Source organism: Microbacterium sp. SCN 71-21 (assembly GCF_001725695.1).
Lineage (GTDB): Bacteria > Actinomycetota > Actinomycetes > Actinomycetales > Microbacteriaceae > Microbacterium > Microbacterium ginsengisoli.
In genome coordinates, this window is the sequence record NZ_MEGA01000042.1 from 1 (window position 1) to 17402 (window position 17402).

The following is a 17402-nucleotide window of genomic DNA, read 5'->3' on the forward strand; positions in this document are numbered from 1 at the left end:
CCATCCACGCCCGCGCCGCCGCCGACACGATGCTTCCGACCGAGGCGGACGCCGCGGCATCCGCCTGTGCCCTGCCCGCCCTCGCGACCCTGGAGGCACACCGGTGAGCCTCACCCCGCCACTGCCCGCCGACGCGCTCGCTCCCGTCGACCTCGGCCATCTCGAGCACGCGATCACCCTCGCCCGCGCCGCCCGCGACCGCGGCGACCATCCGTTCGGGGCCGTCGTGGTCGCGCCCGACGGCACGGTCGTCGAGGGCCTGAACTCGGTCGTCACACAGGACGACCCGACCGGCCACGCCGAGACGAACCTCGTGCGCGCCGCCGCCGCGCGGCTCACGACCGAGGCGCTGCGGGGCGCCACGCTCTACACGAGCACCGAGCCGTGCGCGATGTGCACCGGCGCGATCTACTGGGCGGGGATCCCGCGCGTCGTCTATGCGCTCGGCGAGGACGAGCTGATCCGCATCGTGCAGGCGCAGGAGGGCATCCCGACGCTCGCGCTCCCCTGCCGCGAGGTGTTCGCCCGCGGCGGGCGCCCGATCGAGGTCATCGGACCGGTGCTGCTGCCCGAGGCGGCGGCCGTGCACGACGGCTTCTGGATCTGACCCGGGCCGAGAGCACCGTTCACGACCGGCGACGAGCGGATGCCGCGATCCCCCGCCGCGGCCGCAGCGTGACCGTGAACTCCAGCCGCACCGGACGGGTGACCGTGATGTCGAGCGCGCGGGTCAGCATGGCGACGATGAGGGTCGCCTCGATCCACGCGAACTGCTCGCCGATGCACCCGCGCGGCCCCGCACCGAACGGCACGAAGTCATAGCGCAGCCCGCCGGGCCGGCGCTCCCACCGATCGGGATCGAACACGGTCGGCTCGTCGTACCACCGCGCGCTGCGGTGGATGACCCACGGCGACACCCCGACGACGTCGCCCGGCGACGCCTCGAATCCCCCGAACGCGATCGGCGCGTCGAGCGAGCGCCCGAACACCCAGGCCGGCGGGAACAGGCGGATCGTCTCCTGCACGACGCGCCGCGTGAACGGCAGCCGGCCGCGCGGGTCGAGCCACGAGGCATCCCCCGCCTCATCGACCTCGGCGCGGATGCGTTCGGCCAGGTCGGGGCGCGACGAGAGCTGCCAGAGGCAGAAGGCGATGGCGTTCGCGGTCGTCTCGTGACCGGCGACCATGAGGGTGATCACCTCGTCGGCGATCTCCGCATCGGTGAGCCGGTCGGCCCCGCCGCTCTCGGGGTCGCGTGCCGCCACGAGCGTCGACAGCGCGTCGCGCCCGTCGGCGCCGGACGCCCGCCGTTCGGCGACCAACCGGGTCACGAGGGCGAGCAGTCGCTCACGGGCCTCGACGATGCGACCCGACGTCACGACCTCGGCGCCCGCGCGCGCTCCGGGCCGCAGGCGCACGAACTCGGTCAGCGCTGTCTGCAGCGCCGTGCGCACCTCGTCGGCGTGGTCGTCGAGTCGCGCGCCGAGGATCGTGCGCCCCACGATCAGCAGGGTGAGTCGGGTCATCTCGGCGTGCAGATCGACGGATGCCGCGGCCAGCCGCTCGATGCTCGCCTGCACCTCCTCGACCATCACCGCGGTGTACGCGTCGAGCTGCGTGGGTGAGAACGCCGCCCCGACGAGCCGGCGCGCCCGCGCATGAGCCGCCCCCTCCGACGTCAGCAGACCCTGCCCGAGCAGCGCGCTCGTGGCCTGCACGCCCGGCCCCTTGTGCACGTCGCCCGCGTGGGTGACCAGGAGGGTGCGCACGTCGTCGGGCTCGGTCAGCAGGAAGACCCGCCGCCGACCGCGCCCCATGCGGATGGTCTCGCGCCCGTCACGGGTGAGCCGGCGCAGCATCGCGCCCGGGTTGCGGGTGGGAAGCGCCAGGGCGCTCTGCGCGGCCACCTCGAGGATCGACCGCGGGCGCGCTCCGAGCACGGCGGGCGCGCTCATGCGCCGCACGCCCAGTCGACCTCGCCGCTGAGCGTGTGCCCGCTCTCGGTCACCGAGAGGTGCAGCGACCCGCCCGAGGCGGTCGTGGTGACCGGCACCGCCGGGAGGGCGAGCGGGTAGGTGACACCACCCTCGGTGATCGTGCCGGAGAGCGTGCCCGACCACGACCCGGGCCCGGTGTACCCGACGATGCGCACGCTCATCGTCACCGAGTACCCCTGAATCTCGGCGGACGCGACGCTCGCGTGATACGTGCGCGCCGACACCGCGCACGCGACATCGGTGTTCACGTGCCCCGCCACCGCGAGCGGCGATGTGATCGCGAGGGTGAGCGACCCCGCGCCACCCGACCCGGTGCCGACGGCGGTCGGCGAGGGGATCGGCGCGGCCGACGGGAGCGAGGACGACGGCGTACCGGTGGGCGCCGGCGACACAGCGGCACTCAGGTCGCTGCGCGACACCTGGCCGCAGCCGGCGAGCGCGAGCACGGCGGCGAGCGCGACGACGGCGAGGGGGGCGGATCGTCTCATGGCGGTCCCTTCGAGCGGGTGACGGGTGCGCTCACCGTATGCACGCGTCTCGGCCCCCGCAACCGTGCCACGTGGCACTCGAGTGCCATTTCACGCCGGCCCGCCCGCGGGTGAAGGATGTCTGCACAGGAGGCCCCATGACGCCCACGGATGCCCCGCCCGACCGCCGCGAGCGCAACCGCCGCCGGGTCAGGGAGGCCCTGCGCACAGCCGCGCTCGAGCTCTTCAGCGAGAAGGGCTTCGCGGAGACGACCGTCACCGACATCACCGAGCGCGCCGACGTGTCGCGCCGCACGTTCTTCCGCTACTTCGAGAGCAAGGAGGACGTCATCGGCAACGATCTTCGCGACCTCCTCCCCCGCGTGCTGCGAGAGCTCGAGAGCCGTCCGCGTGACGAGCATCCGCTCGCGTCGATCCACGCGTCGGTGCTGTCGGTCGTCCCAGAGAAGGGGCCGCCGGCCCTGGTCTTCCGCATCGGCCGACGTGCCGAGCTGCTGCCGTTCGGGCGCCGACTGCTGCCCGTGCTGATGCAGTGGGAGCAGGGCATCGCCGCGACGCTCCTGGTGCGGTGGGGCGCGACGCCGGCTGCGGCATCCGAGGAGCTGCGCCTTCGCGCCACCGTCACCGCGTGCGCAGCGACCTCGGCCCTGCGGTGCGCGGCGCTCTACACCCGCATGACCCCGACGGGGCAGTTCACCGTCGACCCCGACATCGTCTCGGTGGTCACCCGCGCCCTCGACATCATCGCCGAGGGGTGCCCGCCTCCCGGCTGAGCGGATGCCGCGGCCTCCGACACGACCGCGAAACACGCGAGTGTTAGCGTCACCGACAACGCGTGTCCTATCTACCATGACCGCCCGGATCTGGGGGCGGATCCGTCGGCTCAGGGCGGGGACGGCGACGATTCCGTTCGTCCATCCACCCCAGGAGCCGCCCCCATGTCCACCGTCGTCGACAAATCCCAGGCAGGGCTCACCGCCCGCCAGTACCACGTCGGACTCGAGCCGGGCGAGGTCTCCTCGGTCGCGCTGCTGCCCGGTGACCCGTTCCGCGTCCCCCTCGTGGCGGAGTTCCTCACCGACGTGCGCGAGGTCGCGTGGCGCCGCGAGCACCGCACGATGACCGGCTGGTACAAGGAGCGCCTCATCACCGCGACCTCCACCGGCATGGGCTGCCCGTCGACCGCGATCGCCGTCGAGGAGCTCGCGCGCGTCGGGGTGCGCTCGTTCATCCGTGTGGGCAGCTCGGCGGGCCTGCAGCCCGGCATCGCCCCCGGTGACCTGCTCGTGAGCGAAGGCAGCTTCCGCAACGACGGCACCACCGACGCCTACCTCCCGAAGGGTTTCCCGGCGGTGCCCGATCTCGAGCTCACGACGACCCTGGCGCGCCACGCCAGCCGCATCGCGGAAGCCGCCGGAACGCGCTCGCACACCGGCATCAGCGTGAGCGACGACGCGTTCTACGCCGAGACGCCCGAATGGATCGGCGAGCTGAACCGCATGGGCATCCTGAACGTCGAGATGGAGGCATCCGCTCTCTACGTCGTCGCGCGTCTGCGGGGGCTGCGCGCCGGCATGGTGTGCGCGTGCTCGAGCAACCTCGTCGAGGGCGCGTCGCTGTACGACGAGTCGAACGCGGCCCTCAAGGACGGCTGGATGCGTTCGATCGAAGCCGCCCTCGACACCGCGGTGGAGCTTCAGCTGTGACCGCGCGTCGCGTGCTCGAGGGCGCCTACGTCGCCACGGTGGATGCCGCGGGCACCGAGCACCGCGCCGGGCACGTGGTCGTCGACGGCGACCTGATCGTCGCGGTGGGCGACGGCCCCGCCCCCGCCGAGCTGCGGGACGGCGCCGAGATCATCGACGCGCGCGGCACCCTCGTCACCCCGGGACTCGTCAACACCCACCACCACCTCTACCAGTGGCTCACGCGCGGCTACGCGCAGGATGCGATCCTGTTCGACTGGCTGACGGCGCTCTACCCGCTGTGGGCGCGCATCGACGCCGACCTCGTCGAGTCGGGCGCCGCCGGCGCCATGGCGGTGCTCGCCCGCTCCGGCTGCACCACGGTCGGCGATCACCACTACGTGTTCCCGCAGGGATCCGGCGACATCGTGGGCGGGCTCGTGGCCGCGGCATCCCGCATCGGCGTGCGTCTGCACGCGACGCGGGGGTCGATGGACCTCGGCGCCTCGCAGGGAGGACTGCCGCCCGACTTCGCGGTCGAGACGACGGATGCCGCGCTCGCGGCGTCGCAGCAGGCGGTCGAGCGGTGGCACGACGCGTCCTTCTCGTCGACGGTGCGCATCGCGATCGCGCCCTGCTCGCCGTTCTCGGTGACCGCCGATCTGCTGCGCGAGGCCGCCGTGCTCGCGCGCGCGCTCGACGTACGGCTGCACACGCACGCGTCGGAGACGGTCGAGGAGGACGCCTTCTGCCAGGAGCGGTTCGGCATGAGCCCGACCGACTACCTCGACAGCCTCGGCTGGCTCGGCGACGACGTGTGGATGGCGCACGCCGTGCACCTCGACGCCCCCTCGATCGCACGGTACGCGGCCACCGGCACCGGCGTCGCGCACTGCCCGTCGTCGAACGCGCGGCTCGCCGCCGGCATCGCGCCCGTGCACGACATGCTGCGCGCCGGGGTTCCGGTCGGGCTCGGCGTCGACGGCTCGGCGTCGAACGAATCGGGCCAGCTCGGCATCGAGATCCGCGAGGCCGTGCTCATGAACCGGCTGCGTACCGGCTCCGACTCGTTCTCGGTGCGCGACGGCCTGCGCATCGCGACCATCGGCGGCGCCCGCGTGCTCGGACGCGACGCCGAGCTGGGCTCGCTCGAGCCCGGCAAGCTCGCCGACATCGCGGTGTGGCGCATCGACGGGGTGGAGCACGCGGGCATCCTCGACCCGGTGGCCGCCCTCGGGCTGGGCGCGCTCCCGCCCCTCGCCCGCCTGTGGGTCGGCGGACGCGACGTCGTCGTCGACGGCGCCCTGGCGACCGCCGAGGAGCCCGTGCTCGCCGAGGCCGTCGCCCGCGCCTCGGCGGACCTCGCCGCCCGGGCGTAGGGCGCGCTGGGGCGCACCGCCCGGGCCCGCGAAACACCCGCGAAACCGCGGTTTGGTTTGCTGGGTCACGGAGGAATGTTGTGGACATCAACACGGTCGAGAGCTATCGGCTCGCGCGCACCCGCGGCGACCTCGCCCTCGCGCCGGGCGAGGTGATCTTCGCGGGCGGCACGTGGCTGATGAGCGAACCGCAGCCCGAGACATCCGGGTTCGTCGATATCACCGCGATGGACTGGCCCTTCCTCGAGATCTCCGCCGACGGCCTGCGCATCGGCGCGACCTGCCCGATCGCCCACCTCGTCGCGTGGGCCGAGGGACGGGGCAGCGAGCCCGTGCCCGCCGACTGGACGGCCGCGCACCTCGCCGCCGACGGCGCACACGCGCTGCTCGCGTCGTTCAAGATCTGGAACGCCGCGACCGTCGGCGGCAACGTCTGCCGCTCGTTCGCCGCGGCCGGCATGGTGTCGTTCGCTGTCGCCCTCGACGCCGTCGCGTGGGTGTGGCGCCCCGACGGCACCGACCTGCGACTGCCCGTGAGCGAGCTCGTCACGGGCAACGGCGAGAACACCCTCGCGGCCGGCGAGGTGCTGCGGGCGATCGAGATCCCCGCGTACGCCCTGCGCTCCCGGGCGCGCCTGCAGAAGATCGCGCTCGCCGAGCTCGGGCGCTCGGGTGCCGTCGTGACCGGCCGCGTCGACCCCGACGGCGCGAGCGTCTTCGCGATCACGGCGGCGACGCTGCATCCGGTCGTGCGACGGTTCCCGTCACTGCCGGATGCCGCGGCCCTCGCCGCCGCGGTCGAATCGGCGCCGTCGTACTACACCGACCCGCTCGGGCCGGCCGACTGGCGCCGCGGCGTGAGCCGTGCGCTCGCGGAGCGCATCCGCATCGAGCTGGAGGCGGGCGCATGAGGTTCACCGTCGACGGCACCCCGCGCGACGCCGAGCCGCGGGCGGGACAGTGCCTGCGCACGCTGCTGCGAGAGACCGGCACGACGAGCGTGAAGAAGGGATGCGACGCCGGCGACTGCGGCGCCTGCTCCGTGCTCGTCGACGGCACGCCTGTGCACTCGTGCATCACCCCGGCGCACCGCGCCCAGGGGCGGGAGGTCACGACGGCGGCGGGGCTCGCGCCCGGCGACGAGCTGCATCCGGTGCAGGAGGCGCTCGTCGAGCACTTCGGATTCCAGTGCGGGTTCTGCACGCCCGGCATGAGCGTGACCGCGTCGACCTTCGACGCCGACGACGTCGACGACCTCGACCGGCGCCTCAAGGGCAACCTGTGCCGCTGCACCGGGTACCGGCCGATCCGCGAGGCCGTCCGCGAGGCGGTGCTCGGCCCGGTGCGGGAGACCGGGGCCGGCTACACGGGCGGCGGTGCGGCCCCGGGCGCCGACACCTCCCCCGCCCCGACAGCGGGGGCGGACGGCGTCGGCCGCTCGGTGCGCCCCGCGCCCGCCCGGCGCGTGGTGCAGGGTCTCGAACCGTACACGTTCGACGAGCCTGTGCCCGGATCGCTCGTGCTGCGCGTGATCGGCTCGCCGCACGCGCACGCGCGCATCCGCTCGATCGACACCGCCGCCGCCCGCGCGGTGCCCGGGGTCGTGGCCGTCTTCACGCACGAGGACGCGCCCGCCGTGCACTACTCGACGGGCCGTCACGAGCACCGCACCGACGACCCCGACGACACGCTGCTGCTCGACACCGTCGTGCGGCACGTCGGGCAGCGGGTCGCGGCGGTCGTCGCCGAGACCGCCGGCGCCGCCGAGGCGGCCTGCCGTCTCATCGAGGTCGACTACGAGGTGCTCCCCGCGGTGCTCGACCCGGAGGCGGCCCGCGCACCCGGCGCCCCGCTGCTGCACGCCGACCGCACCCCCGCCGACCGGGTCGCCGAACCCCACCGCAACGTCATCGCGTCGCTGCACGAGGGGCACGGCGGCGACATCGACGCGGCCCTCGCAGAGAGCGCCGTCACCGTGTCGGGCACGTGGCGCACGCAGCGCGTCTCGCACGCGCAGCTCGAGACCCACGGCTGCGTCGGCTGGCTCGACGACGACGGCCGCCTCGTCATCCGCTCGTCCACACAGGTGCCGTTCCTCACGCGCGACGAGATCGCGCACATCTTCGACCTCGACCCCGACCGGGTGCGCGTGCACACGGCGCGTGTGGGCGGCGGCTTCGGCGGCAAGCAGGAGATCTTCGCCGAGGACCTCGTCGCGCTCGCCGTGCTGCGCACCGGCCGCCCGGTCGCCTACGAGTTCAGCCGCGCCGAGGAGTTCCAGCGCACGTCGGTGCGGCATCCGATGCGGGTGGCGGTGACCCTCGGGGCGGATGCCGCAGGCACCCTCACCGCGATGAAGATCGACCTGCTGAGCGACACCGGCGCCTACGGCAACCACGCCATCGGGGTGATGTTCCACTCGCTCGCCGAGTCGACCACGATCTACCGCGCCCCGGTGCGTCGCCTCGACGCCGAGGTCGTTTACACGAACAACGTGCCCTCGGGGGCGTTCCGCGGCTACGGCCTCGGGCAGGTCGTGCTCGCGGTGGAGTCCGCGATGGACATGCTCGCCGAACGTCTCGACATCGACCCGTTCGACCTGCGGCGCCGCAACGCCGTCGTCGAGGGCGACAACCTGCACCCCGACCAGGACGAGTACGAATCCGACCTCGTCTGGGGCAGCTACGGCCTCGACCAGTGCCTCGACCTCGCCCAGGGCGCCCTCGAGCGCGGCAACGGCGTCGACGCTCCCGACGGCTGGCTCGTCGGCGAGGGGATGGCCGCGGCGATGATCGCCACGATGGCCCCGCGCGGACACATCGCCCACACCACGGCGACGCTCCGGCCCGACGGCACCTACGTGCTGCGCGCCGGCACGGTGGAGTTCGGCAACGGCACCCACACGGTGCTGCGGCAGATCGCGGCATCCGTCTTCGATGTCGGCTTCGACCGCCTCGAGGCCCGCTTCGCCGACACCGACGAGGTGCGGCACGACACCGGCGCGTTCGCGTCGGCGGGCATCACCGTGACCGGCAAGGCGCTGCATGCCGCATGCCTGACGCTGCGTGATCGAATGCGGCTCACTGCCGCCGCGCTCACAGGCACCGACGAGTCGGCGGCCGTGGTGACCGGCGACGGGGTGCGCACCCCTGCGCGGATCGTCGGCTTCGGCGAGCTCGTGGCCGCGGCGCCCGCTGCGGAGCGCACCGAGGAGGGGCTCGTCGGCGACGGTGCCGAGTACGGCGACCTGCGCTCGCTCGCCTTCAACGTGCACGCGACCCGGGTGGCCGTCGATCCCGAGACCGGCACCGTGCGCATCCTGCAGAACATCCAGTCGGCCGACGCCGGCTTCGTCATGAACCCGGCGCAGTGCCGCGGCCAGATCGAGGGCGGCGTCGCCCAGGGGGTCGGCAGCGCGCTCTACGAGGAGGTCATGATCGGCGACGACGGCCGGGTGATCAACCCGGTCTTCCGCACCTACCGCGTGCCGCAGTCCGCCGACGTGCCCGACACCGAGGTGCTGTTCGCGTCGACGAACGACGACCTCGGCCCCTTCGGCGCCAAGTCGATGAGCGAGTCGCCCTACAACCCCGTGTCGGCGGCGATCGGCAACGCGATCAGCCGCGCGATCGGGGTGCGCGTGTTCGAGCAGCCGTTCTCGCGCGACCGCGTGTGGCGGGCCCTGCAGGCCGGCGGTCGGTGACGCGGGCAGAGGGTGACGCTCAGTCGGTCGCGGCGGAGTGCGGCGGCCGCTGCTTGACGATCAGCAGCCGGAACGGTGCGCCGTCAGCCGACCACGTGCGGTGGGCGACGCCGCCGGCGTAGTACGACGAGTCGCCCACGCCGAGCTCGGTCACCTCGCCGTCGAGGTCGAGGCACACACGTCCGTCGAGCACGTAGGAGAACTCGTCCTCCGCGTGGGCGAAGTAGTCGCCGGGAGCGGTGTTGTCGGCCGCGTAGACCATCGGATGGAACGGGCGCACCGGGTGGGCCAGCAGCCTCCCCGACCCGACGGCGAAGTCGGCTTCGAGGTCTCCGCCGGCGCCGCGGTGCACCTCGGTCGCCGGCACGTCGGCAGTCGGCGCCTCGGCCGCGGCGATCAGCTCGAGCGGGCTCGTGCCGAGCGCCACCGCGATGCGGCGCAGTGATCCGAGGCTCGGTTGGGCGAGTCCGCGCTCCAGCTGGCTGAGGAACGGATGCGACAGCTCGGTCGCGGTCGCGAGCTGCACGAGGGTGAGCCCGCGGGCCTTGCGCAGTCCGCGCACGTGCGCGCCGAGCAGTCCCGCCGCAAGCAGATCGGATGCCGCGGCACCCCCGACGATCGCGGGTTCGGCGCTCACGCGCTACACGCCCCGCTGGCCCTGCATGCCCATCCTGGCCAGCACCACGTTCTCGATGATCTGGATGACGTTGTAGAGCACGAGCGCGACGGCGGTGACCCCGGCGATCGACGCCCAGACGGCGTTGTACTGCGCCTGCGACAGGTAGCCGCCGATGCTGCCGCCGACACCGCCGCCGACCGCCAGCCATTCGGCGAGCAGTGCGCCCGTGATGGCGCCGGGCACGGAGATGCGCACGGCCGCGAAGAACGCCGGGAGCGACGAGGGCATCGCGACCTTCATGAGGCGCGCGAACGAGCCGCCACCGTAGACGGTGACGAGGTCGTTCATCTGCGGTGCGGCGGATTTCAGGCCGAACGAGATGTTCACGAGCGCCGGGAAGAGCACCACGATGCCGCCGATCACCGCGATCGACCAGACCTCGCGACCGAAGATGAGGATGATCACGGGTGCCATGGCGACCAGCGGCACCGACCTCAGCAGCATGGCGATCGGCATGAGCGCGTGCTCGGCGCCCTTGCTCAGCTGGAAGATCATGGCACCGACGAGGGCGACGAGGAGGCCCGCGATGAAGCCGACGACCGAGTGGGCGAGGGTCTCGCCGATGGTCGCGAAGATCTTGTCGCGGTTGGTCGCCGCGGCGGGAACCACGAACAGGTAGTTCCAGACGTCGAGCGGGCCCTTCGCGACGAACTTGGAGACGTTCAGCAGCGACAGGGCGCCGGCCCACAGCACGATGACCGCGACGATGGTGCCGACGAAGTTCACGACGCTCCACAGCAGCGCGCGCAGCACGCTGCGCCGCGCCTGGGCGCGCAGGGTACGGGTGAGGTCGGTGGCGGACTCGGATGCCGCGACGGCCGTCGTCATGAGCGCCCCTTCGACCAGGGCGCGATCGCCCGCGAGATGAACCCGACGAGCACGTAGCCGAGCATCGCCACGAGACCGCTCAGCAGCGCGATCGCCCACACCTGGGGCGCATTGAGCTGCTGCTGCGCGATGACCATGATCACACCGACGCCCACTTCGACCTTGCCGAAGAACTCACCGAGCACGGCGCCGAGGAACGCGGCCGGAACGGCGATCTGCAGGGCGTTGAGGATTGCGGGAAGGGCGGCGATGAGACGCACCTTCACCAGCTGCGTGAACTTCGACCCACCGTAAACCGTGACCACGTCGAGGCTCGACTTGTCGGCCGACTTGAGGCCGAGCAGCGCTCCGACGACGGTCGTGAAGAAGACCGAGAGGGCGGCGAGGAAGATCGCGGTGCCCGAGGGCTGCCCGATCGGCGGGGCGCCGATGAGCACCACGGCGATCTGGCCGAGCGCGACGATCGGAACGCAGTAGGTGAGGATCGCCAGCTGCATCGCGACCGACTCGAGGCGCGGGACGACGAGCACGACGGCCGCGAGGAGCAGCGCGAGCACGTTGCCCCAGAGGTATCCGATGCCCGCTTCCGCGAGGGTCACGGCGAAGTTCTTCGCGTAGAAGTCCCACCCGGTCTGCGCGATAGTGACGACGACCTCGAGCGGCGTCGGGATCGGCCGCAGGCCGGTCGGGGTGACCCAGGCGAGCCCGACGATCCACCACACGATCACGAGGGCGACGCCCCCGATGAGCCCCGTCATCCACGGCGGGAGACGGACGTCCTCGAACGTGACGCCGCGGCCCTTCGTCGGGGAGTCAGTGGTCATCGGTGGCTGCGCCTCCCGCGCCGAACAGCAGATCGGACGCGTGATCGACGTAGGCGTGGAACTCCGGGGTGCGCATCATCTCGGGGGTGCGCGGGCGGGGGAGGTCGATCGTCATGACCTCCTTGATGCGTCCGGGCCGCGGGCTCATGACCGCGACCTGGTCGGAGAGGAAGATCGCCTCGGAGATGCCGTGCGTCACGAGCAGGGTCGTCGCGGGCTTCTCGGTCCAGATGCGCAGCAGCTCGAGGTTCAGGCGCTGCCGGGTCATGTCGTCGAGCGCGCCGAACGGCTCGTCGAACAGCAGCACCTGCGGCTTGAGGATGAGGGAGCGGGCGATCGAGACGCGCTGGCGCATGCCGCCCGACAGCTGCGCGGGCTTGGCCTTCTCGAAGCCCTTGAGACCGACGAGCTCGATCATCTCGGTGACGTAGTCGTTGTCGACCTTCTGTCCCGCGATCTCGAACGGAAGGCGGATGTTCGACAGCACGCTGCGCCACGGCATGAGGGCCGAGTCCTGGAAGGCGATGCCGAGCTTGTGGTCGCGGCGGAGCTCCTTGGGGCTCTTGCCGTCGACGCGAGTGGTTCCGCTGGTGGGCTGCTCGAGCCCCGCCAGGATGCGCAAGATCGTCGACTTGCCGCATCCTGACGGGCCGAGCAGCGACAGGAACGTGCCCTGTGCGGTGTGGAGGTTGGCGTCCTGCAGCGCGACCACGTTCTTGCGGCCGGTCGTGAAGACCTTGTTCAGTGCGGTGATCTGAAGGCCGGTGCCCAGGTTGTCCTGGGCACCGGTCTCGACAGCGGGCTGCGTCACGACGCTCTTCTCCGTGTGGTGGTGCTGATTACTTGGCGTACTTCACGAGGCCGGGGTTCTCCTGGTAGACCTCGGTGAGCAGCGACATGTCGAACAGGTCGGAGGCCTTCAGGGTGATGCCGGCGCCCGAGAGCGACTTGATGGTTGCATCCTGCAGGGTCTGCGAGATGGTGAACAGGCCGTTCTGCGCGGTCTCGTCGGAGACGACGAGCTTCTGCGCCTGCTCGGTCGCACCGGCGATCGAGTTGGTCAGGTCGAGTCCGAGGTCCTTGCCGTAGGTGTTGACGGCGAGCTCGGCGCCGGCCTGCGGGTTGTTGACCGCGTCGGACCAGCCCTGGATCTCCGCCTTCAGGAACGCCTTCAGTTTGTCGCGGTTCTTCGCGATCTGGTCGTCGGTCGTCGTGATGGTCTCGGCGACGAACGGCAGGCCGTTGTCGGCGAACGGGAGGTTCGCGACGCTGTAGCCCTTGGCGGCCACGGTGATCGACTCGTTCGTGAGGTAGGCGATGTAGCCGTCGATCTCACCGGAGAGCAGCGGCGCCGGGTCGTACTGCACGGGCACGACGGTCAGGTCGCTCTCGCTCATGCCGTTGGCTGCGAGGAACGCGTCGAACAGTGCCTTGTTCGAGTCCTGCACGCCGATCTTCTTGCCCTTGAGGTCCGAGGGCTTGGTGATGTTGCCCTTGTCGGCCAGCGAGAGCACCGTGAACGGGTTCTTCTGGTAGGTCGTGCCGATGATCTTCAGCGGCGCGCCCTCCGAGGCGACGACCGAACCGATCGAGACGGCGTCGGAGAGGGCCACATCGGCCTTGCCCGAGAGCAGCTCGCTCGCACCGGTCGAGGGGCCGGGGGTCATGTTGACCTTCGAGAAGCCGGCGGCGGTGAAGTAGCCGTTCGCGTCGGCGAGGAACTCGCCCGAGAACTCCTCGTTCTTGATCCACGACAGCTGCAGGTTCAGCTCGCCGTAGGTGCCGGGGGCGACCGAGGCGGCGCCGGTCGACGTGGGGGCCGTCGTGCTCGACGAGCTCGACGAGCAGGCGGACAGGGCGACGGCCGACACGGCGACCGCCGCAAGGGCGACCGCCGCGCGCAGCGCGCGCTTCGAGGTGCGGATGTTCATATGCTGTGTCTCCAGATGCTGAGTGCGTCGGGTCGGGACTCGTCTCTCACGTACCCGCCGGGTGCTCTGGGAACGACGAGGCAGCGGCGCAAGGGGCGACTCACTCGACGCTAGGCGATGGAGATTTCATCAACATCCGCTCGAATGTTTCCGCGGCGTTACGCGTCGCTTCGAACCGGAGTCGGTGATCAGTGGCGCTCGTGGCCGAGGAGCACCACTGATTCTGCCAGCGCCCGGATGCCCGCGGCGACGTCGGCGGCGCTGACCGCCTCATCGGGATGGTGGCTGATGCCGTCGGGGTTGCGGAGGAACAGCATTCCGACGTCGGTGATCGCCCCGATCGTCATCGCATCGTGACCTGCCCGCGAGAAGATCGTCGCCGGATCGGATGCCCCGGGGGCGCCGGTCGCGCCGATGCCCTCGCGCACGACGTCCTGCAGCAGCGGCGCGCACATGACCGCGGCGGCGTTGTGCACCTCGCGTGAGCGCCATCGCAGGCCGCGGCGACCCATGATGCCGTCGAGCTCGCGGGAGATCTCGTCGAACACGCGGTCGCGTTCGCCGTCGAACTCGCCGCGCAGGTCAAGGGAGAAGTGGGTCTCGCCGGGGACGATGTTGACCGCCCCGGGGAAGGCCTCGAACTGGCCGACCGTGCCGATGATGTGATGCTCGGTGCGGCAGATGCGCTCGATAGCGAGCGCCGCCTCGCTCGCACCGAGCAGGGCGTCACGGCGCATGTCATAGGGAGTTCCGCCCGCGTGCCGGGCCTCGCCCTCGACGACGAGCTGGAAGCGGCGAGCCGACGCGATCGACGACACCACGGCGAGGGCCTCCCCCCGCCGGTCGAGTTCCGGGCCCTGCTCGATGTGCGCCTCGAGGTAGCCCACGAGGCTGTCGGGGCGTCGCGCGGCCTCACCGATGCGTCCGGGGTCGAGTCCGAACTCGAGGAAGGCCTGGCGCAGAGTGGTGCCCGCGGCATCCGTCAGCGCCCACCAGTCGTCGTTCCACAGTCCCGCGACCGCCGACGACCCGAGGAGCGCCTTGCCGAAGCGGGTGCCCTCCTCGTCGCTGAAGGCGACGACCTCGATCGCGAACGGGAACGGCGAGCGCCATGCACTGTCGCTGTCGCCCGCGGGCACGCGCAGCAGACGCACGATCTCGAGGCCCATGAGCACGCCCACGATGCCGTCGTAGCGCCCCGCGTCGGGCACGGTGTCGAGATGCGAGCCGATGAGGAGCGCGGGAGCGTCGGAGATCACCGCGCCCGACGGATCGAGCACATCCAGGCGGCCGAGCTGGTTGCCCGCGGCATCCTGTCGGGTGCGCATGCCGAGCTCGCGCATCCACTCCGCGGCGAGACGGTTCACTCGGGCGTGCTCCGCCGACAGGTAGACGCGCTCGATGCCCTGGTCGGCGGCGCTGACCCGGGCGAGCTCGTCGCAGCGGTTCATGACGCGCCTCGCCGCGGCCGCGATGCGGTCGGGCGATCCGAGGGACGGCAGCGTCACGCGGGCGCCCCCGCGAACACGTCGCGCGCCGCCTCGACACCGCCGCCCACGGGCACGGCCGCGCCGAAGCGCCGCAGCACGCTCTCGAGCGCCGCGAGGGTGGTGAGCACGGCGTCCTTGCGGGCGTTGTAGCCCATCGTGCCGATGCGCCACACGCGACCGTGCAGCGGACCGAACGACGTGCCGATCTCGATGCCGAAGTCGTCGAGCAGCGCGGCGCGGGCGACGTCTCCCGGAACCCCCTCGGGGATCTCCACCGCGACCACGTTCGCCATCTTGTGGGCGACGTCGCCGAAGACCGTCAGCCCCAGCGCCTCGACGCCGGCGAGCATGGCGTCACCCGCGAGCCGGTGGCGCGCTATGACCGCGTCGCGGCCCTCGCCCAGCAGCACGCGCGCGCACTCGCGGGCGGCGTAGAGCATGCTCGTCGCCTCGGTGTGGTGGTTGAGCCGGCGCGGACCCCAGTAGTCGAGGATCATGCCGAGATCGAAGTAGTTCGAGCGCACGAAATCGGATGCCGCGGCATCCCCCTCCTCGCGGATGCCGGCCTCCACGCGGCTGCGCGAGCGGACCACCTCGACCGCGCGGGGCGACAGCGTGATCGGCGCCGACCCGGACGGACCGCCGAGGCACTTCTGCAGGCCGGCGGTGGCGGCATCCAGCCCCCAGGCATCGGCCTCGAACGGGTTGCCGCCGAGCGACGCGGTCGCGTCGGAGTAGAACAGCACGCCGTGGCGGGCGCAGATCGCGCCGATCTCGTCGAGCGGCTGGTTCATGGTGGTCGAGGTGTCGCCCTGCACGAGGGCGAGCAGGGTGGGCTTGACCCGCACGATGGCCTCTTCGATGGCCGACGGGGTGAACACCTGGCCCCAGGCGGTCTCGATCGTGTGCACCTCCGCGAGCGCACGCTCGGCGATCTCGGCGAGCAGGTGCCCGAACCGCCCGAACACGGGCACGAGCACCCGGTCGCCCGGGCGCACGAGCGAGACGATCGCCGCCTCGATGCCGGCACGCGAGGTGCCGTCTATGAGCAGGGTCGCCTCGTTGCCTGTCGCCCAGACCTCGCGGTAGAGCTGTTGGGTCTCGGCCATCGCCTGCGTCATGAACGGGTCGTACTGCCCGACGAGCGGCGCCGACATGGCCCGCAGCACGCTCGGGTACGCCGAGATGGGGCCGGGCCCCATCAGCAGGCGCGCGGGCGGGTCGATCGGGCCGGGGAGTGTCACGGGAGGTCCTTTCGGAGGGCGAGGCCGGCGGCGAGACGACGCGCGAAGCGCACCAGCGCGACATCCGTGCCCGGCCGGGAGACGAAGCAGACGCCGACGGGGGCGGGTCCGAGCTGCGAGGGCACGGTGAGCAGCGGCACCGAGATCGCGGGCGCGCCGCCGACGGCGGCGGGGGCGGTCATGCGCAGGGTCGCCTGGCGCACCGCGTCGACGCGGTCGCCGTCGGAGGTGCGCATGGGCGCGGGGCCGGGCACGGTCGGCAGCACCAGCACGGCGTCGCGTACCAGACTCTGCACGTGGTCGCGGAGCGGCTCGAGGGCGGCGCGTGCCGCGGTCTCGTCGTCGCGGGTGACGGATGCCGCGATGCGGAACCGTTCGGCGACGGCGGCGCCCAGCGCGGTCGGGTGCGCGCGCACCCACTCGGCGTTGTTGCGCCAGGCCTCGGCGCCCTGCACGGTGCGGAACGCGGCCAGGTAGTCGTCGAGGGATCCGACGCTGACCCGGCGAAGGCTCGGCGCGTCATCGAGGCCGGCGATGCGGGCGAGCAGCGCTTCGAACGCCGCGCGCGTCTCGGGCTCGGCGGCCTCGACGATCTCGTTCTGGGTGCTGGGCTGGGGGCTGATGTTCGGCGATGGCTCGCCGTTTGTCGGTCTGAGCGGCTTGTGGTTTGTCAGCGGCGCGGACAATTCTCCGGCGATCGCCGATGCCTACAAGGGCGTCTACGGTTCGATCAACTGGACGAGCGTGCCGCTCTGGGCGAAGTTCTTCTTCCAGCTCGTGTTCGCGGGCACCGCGGCGACGATCGTCTCCGGCGCGGTGGCTGAGCGCATCAAGTTCAGCTCGTTCCTGATCTTCAGCTTCCTGCTGGTCGCCTTCATCTATCCGATCTCGGGGCACTGGATCTGGGGCGGCGGCTGGCTCGGTGCCGCGAATTTCCGCGACTTTGCGGGTTCGACGGTCGTGCACTCGGTCGGCGGCTGGGCGGCGCTCGCGGGCGTGCTCGTGCTCGGACCGCGGCTGGGCAAATTCCGGGACGGCAAGGTCCACCCGATCCCCGGTCACAACATGACGTCGGCGGCGCTCGGCGTGCTGATCCTCTGGCTCGGCTGGTTCGGCTTCAACCCGGGCTCCACGATGGGCGTGGGCGATGGCAG

General features: G+C 71.9%; 17 protein-coding genes. 7 read left to right on the plus strand and 10 right to left on the minus strand.

The window, feature by feature from the left end; genetic code table 11:
• Window positions 1-103: 103 nt before the first annotated feature.
• Window positions 104-607: a nucleoside deaminase gene (locus ABT08_RS07845; protein ID WP_235557461.1), complete on the plus strand. Its 504-nt coding sequence runs from the start codon at window positions 104-106 to the stop codon at window positions 605-607.
• Between the two features lie 19 nt (window positions 608-626).
• On the opposite strand, the gene ABT08_RS07850 is transcribed toward ABT08_RS07845, so the two are convergent.
• Both ABT08_RS07850 and ABT08_RS07855 read right to left on the minus strand, forming a co-directional pair.
• Window positions 627-1955 carry a cytochrome P450 gene (locus ABT08_RS07850; protein WP_137877200.1) on the minus strand — a complete coding sequence of 443 codons (1329 nt, stop codon included), beginning with the start codon at window positions 1953-1955 and terminating at the stop codon, window positions 627-629.
• The gene (locus ABT08_RS07855) at window positions 1952-2485 is read right to left on the minus strand and encodes a hypothetical protein (protein WP_056519690.1); all 534 of its coding nucleotides are present in this window, start codon (window positions 2483-2485) and stop codon (window positions 1952-1954) included. Before ABT08_RS07855 ends, ABT08_RS07850 begins: the two co-directional genes overlap by 4 nt.
• A gap of 137 nt (window positions 2486-2622) precedes the next feature.
• On the opposite strand from ABT08_RS07855, the gene ABT08_RS07860 reads away from it, so the two are divergent.
• The 5 genes from ABT08_RS07860 to ABT08_RS07880 all read left to right on the plus strand — a co-directional run bounded on the left by ABT08_RS07860 (window position 2623) and on the right by ABT08_RS07880 (window position 9252).
• The gene (locus ABT08_RS07860) at window positions 2623-3258 is read left to right on the plus strand and encodes a TetR family transcriptional regulator (protein WP_048808983.1); all 636 of its coding nucleotides are present in this window, start codon (window positions 2623-2625) and stop codon (window positions 3256-3258) included.
• 165 nt (window positions 3259-3423) lie between these two features.
• Complete coding sequence (locus ABT08_RS07865; protein WP_056206242.1) at window positions 3424-4191, plus strand: nucleoside phosphorylase; 768 nt, start codon at window positions 3424-3426, stop codon at window positions 4189-4191.
• Complete coding sequence (locus tag ABT08_RS07870) at window positions 4188-5549, plus strand: 8-oxoguanine deaminase (protein ID WP_288114535.1); 1362 nt, start codon at window positions 4188-4190, stop codon at window positions 5547-5549. The genes ABT08_RS07865 and ABT08_RS07870 overlap by 4 nt, the downstream gene beginning before the upstream one ends.
• An 80-nt stretch (window positions 5550-5629) precedes the next feature.
• Complete coding sequence (locus tag ABT08_RS07875) at window positions 5630-6460, plus strand: FAD binding domain-containing protein (protein WP_288114537.1); 831 nt, start codon at window positions 5630-5632, stop codon at window positions 6458-6460.
• Window positions 6457-9252 carry a molybdopterin-dependent oxidoreductase gene (locus ABT08_RS07880; protein ID WP_288114538.1) on the plus strand — a complete coding sequence of 932 codons (2796 nt, stop codon included), beginning with the start codon at window positions 6457-6459 and terminating at the stop codon, window positions 9250-9252. The genes ABT08_RS07875 and ABT08_RS07880 overlap by 4 nt, the downstream gene beginning before the upstream one ends.
• A 19-nt stretch (window positions 9253-9271) precedes the next feature.
• Here ABT08_RS07880 and ABT08_RS07885 read toward each other — a convergent pair whose 3' ends face one another.
• The 8 genes from ABT08_RS07885 to ABT08_RS07920 form a co-directional block, all read right to left on the minus strand.
• Window positions 9272-9889 (minus strand): XRE family transcriptional regulator, encoded by a 618-nt coding sequence (locus ABT08_RS07885; protein WP_235557460.1) that lies wholly within the window; start codon window positions 9887-9889, stop codon window positions 9272-9274.
• A gap of 3 nt (window positions 9890-9892) precedes the next feature.
• Entirely contained in the window at window positions 9893-10759 is an 867-nt protein-coding gene (locus ABT08_RS07890) for an ABC transporter permease (protein WP_045247995.1), read from the minus strand.
• Window positions 10756-11583, minus strand: a complete 828-nt coding sequence (locus tag ABT08_RS07895; RefSeq protein ID WP_082482961.1) for an ABC transporter permease — start codon at window positions 11581-11583, stop codon at window positions 10756-10758. The genes ABT08_RS07890 and ABT08_RS07895 overlap by 4 nt, the downstream gene beginning before the upstream one ends.
• Window positions 11573-12394: an ABC transporter ATP-binding protein gene (locus ABT08_RS07900; protein WP_045247994.1), complete on the minus strand. Its 822-nt coding sequence runs from the start codon at window positions 12392-12394 to the stop codon at window positions 11573-11575. Before ABT08_RS07900 ends, ABT08_RS07895 begins: the two co-directional genes overlap by 11 nt.
• Window positions 12395-12422: 28 nt before the next feature.
• The gene (locus ABT08_RS07905) at window positions 12423-13514 is read right to left on the minus strand and encodes an ABC transporter substrate-binding protein (protein WP_045247993.1); all 1092 of its coding nucleotides are present in this window, start codon (window positions 13512-13514) and stop codon (window positions 12423-12425) included.
• A gap of 188 nt (window positions 13515-13702) precedes the next feature.
• On the minus strand, window positions 13703-15022 hold the full coding sequence (locus ABT08_RS07910) for an allantoate amidohydrolase (RefSeq protein ID WP_056206235.1): 1320 nt from the start codon (window positions 15020-15022) through the stop codon (window positions 13703-13705).
• Entirely contained in the window at window positions 15019-16206 is a 1188-nt protein-coding gene (locus ABT08_RS07915) for a pyridoxal-phosphate-dependent aminotransferase family protein (RefSeq protein WP_082486394.1), read from the minus strand. The genes ABT08_RS07910 and ABT08_RS07915 overlap by 4 nt, the downstream gene beginning before the upstream one ends.
• A 38-nt stretch (window positions 16207-16244) precedes the next feature.
• Window positions 16245-16934 (minus strand): amidase family protein, encoded by a 690-nt coding sequence (locus ABT08_RS07920; RefSeq protein ID WP_288114541.1) that lies wholly within the window; start codon window positions 16932-16934, stop codon window positions 16245-16247.
• Here ABT08_RS07920 and ABT08_RS07925 point away from each other — a divergent pair.
• Window positions 16870-17402: ammonium transporter (locus tag ABT08_RS07925; protein WP_502685878.1), on the plus strand; the 533-nt coding region annotated here is incomplete at its 3' end. The two genes, ABT08_RS07920 and ABT08_RS07925, sit on opposite strands and share 65 nt — an antisense overlap.

What these genes read in the sequence shown, in the direction of transcription:
- ABT08_RS07850 (WP_137877200.1), bottom strand. Translation starts at nt 1,955, where the DNA reads ATGAGCGCGCCCGCCGTGCTCGGAGCGCGCCCGCGGTCGATCCTCGAG.
- ABT08_RS07855 (WP_056519690.1), bottom strand. Translation starts at nt 2,485, where the DNA reads ATGAGACGATCCGCCCCCCTCGCCGTCGTCGCGCTCGCCGCCGTGCTC.
- ABT08_RS07860 (WP_048808983.1), top strand. Translation starts at nt 2,623, where the DNA reads ATGACGCCCACGGATGCCCCGCCCGACCGCCGCGAGCGCAACCGCCGC.
- ABT08_RS07865 (WP_056206242.1), top strand. Translation starts at nt 3,424, where the DNA reads ATGTCCACCGTCGTCGACAAATCCCAGGCAGGGCTCACCGCCCGCCAG.
- ABT08_RS07880 (WP_288114538.1), top strand. Translation starts at nt 6,457, where the DNA reads ATGAGGTTCACCGTCGACGGCACCCCGCGCGACGCCGAGCCGCGGGCG.
- ABT08_RS07890 (WP_045247995.1), bottom strand. Translation starts at nt 10,759, where the DNA reads ATGACGACGGCCGTCGCGGCATCCGAGTCCGCCACCGACCTCACCCGT.
- ABT08_RS07895 (WP_082482961.1), bottom strand. Translation starts at nt 11,583, where the DNA reads ATGACCACTGACTCCCCGACGAAGGGCCGCGGCGTCACGTTCGAGGAC.
- ABT08_RS07905 (WP_045247993.1), bottom strand. Translation starts at nt 13,514, where the DNA reads ATGAACATCCGCACCTCGAAGCGCGCGCTGCGCGCGGCGGTCGCCCTT.
- ABT08_RS07915 (WP_082486394.1), bottom strand. Translation starts at nt 16,206, where the DNA reads ATGGGGCCCGGCCCCATCTCGGCGTACCCGAGCGTGCTGCGGGCCATG.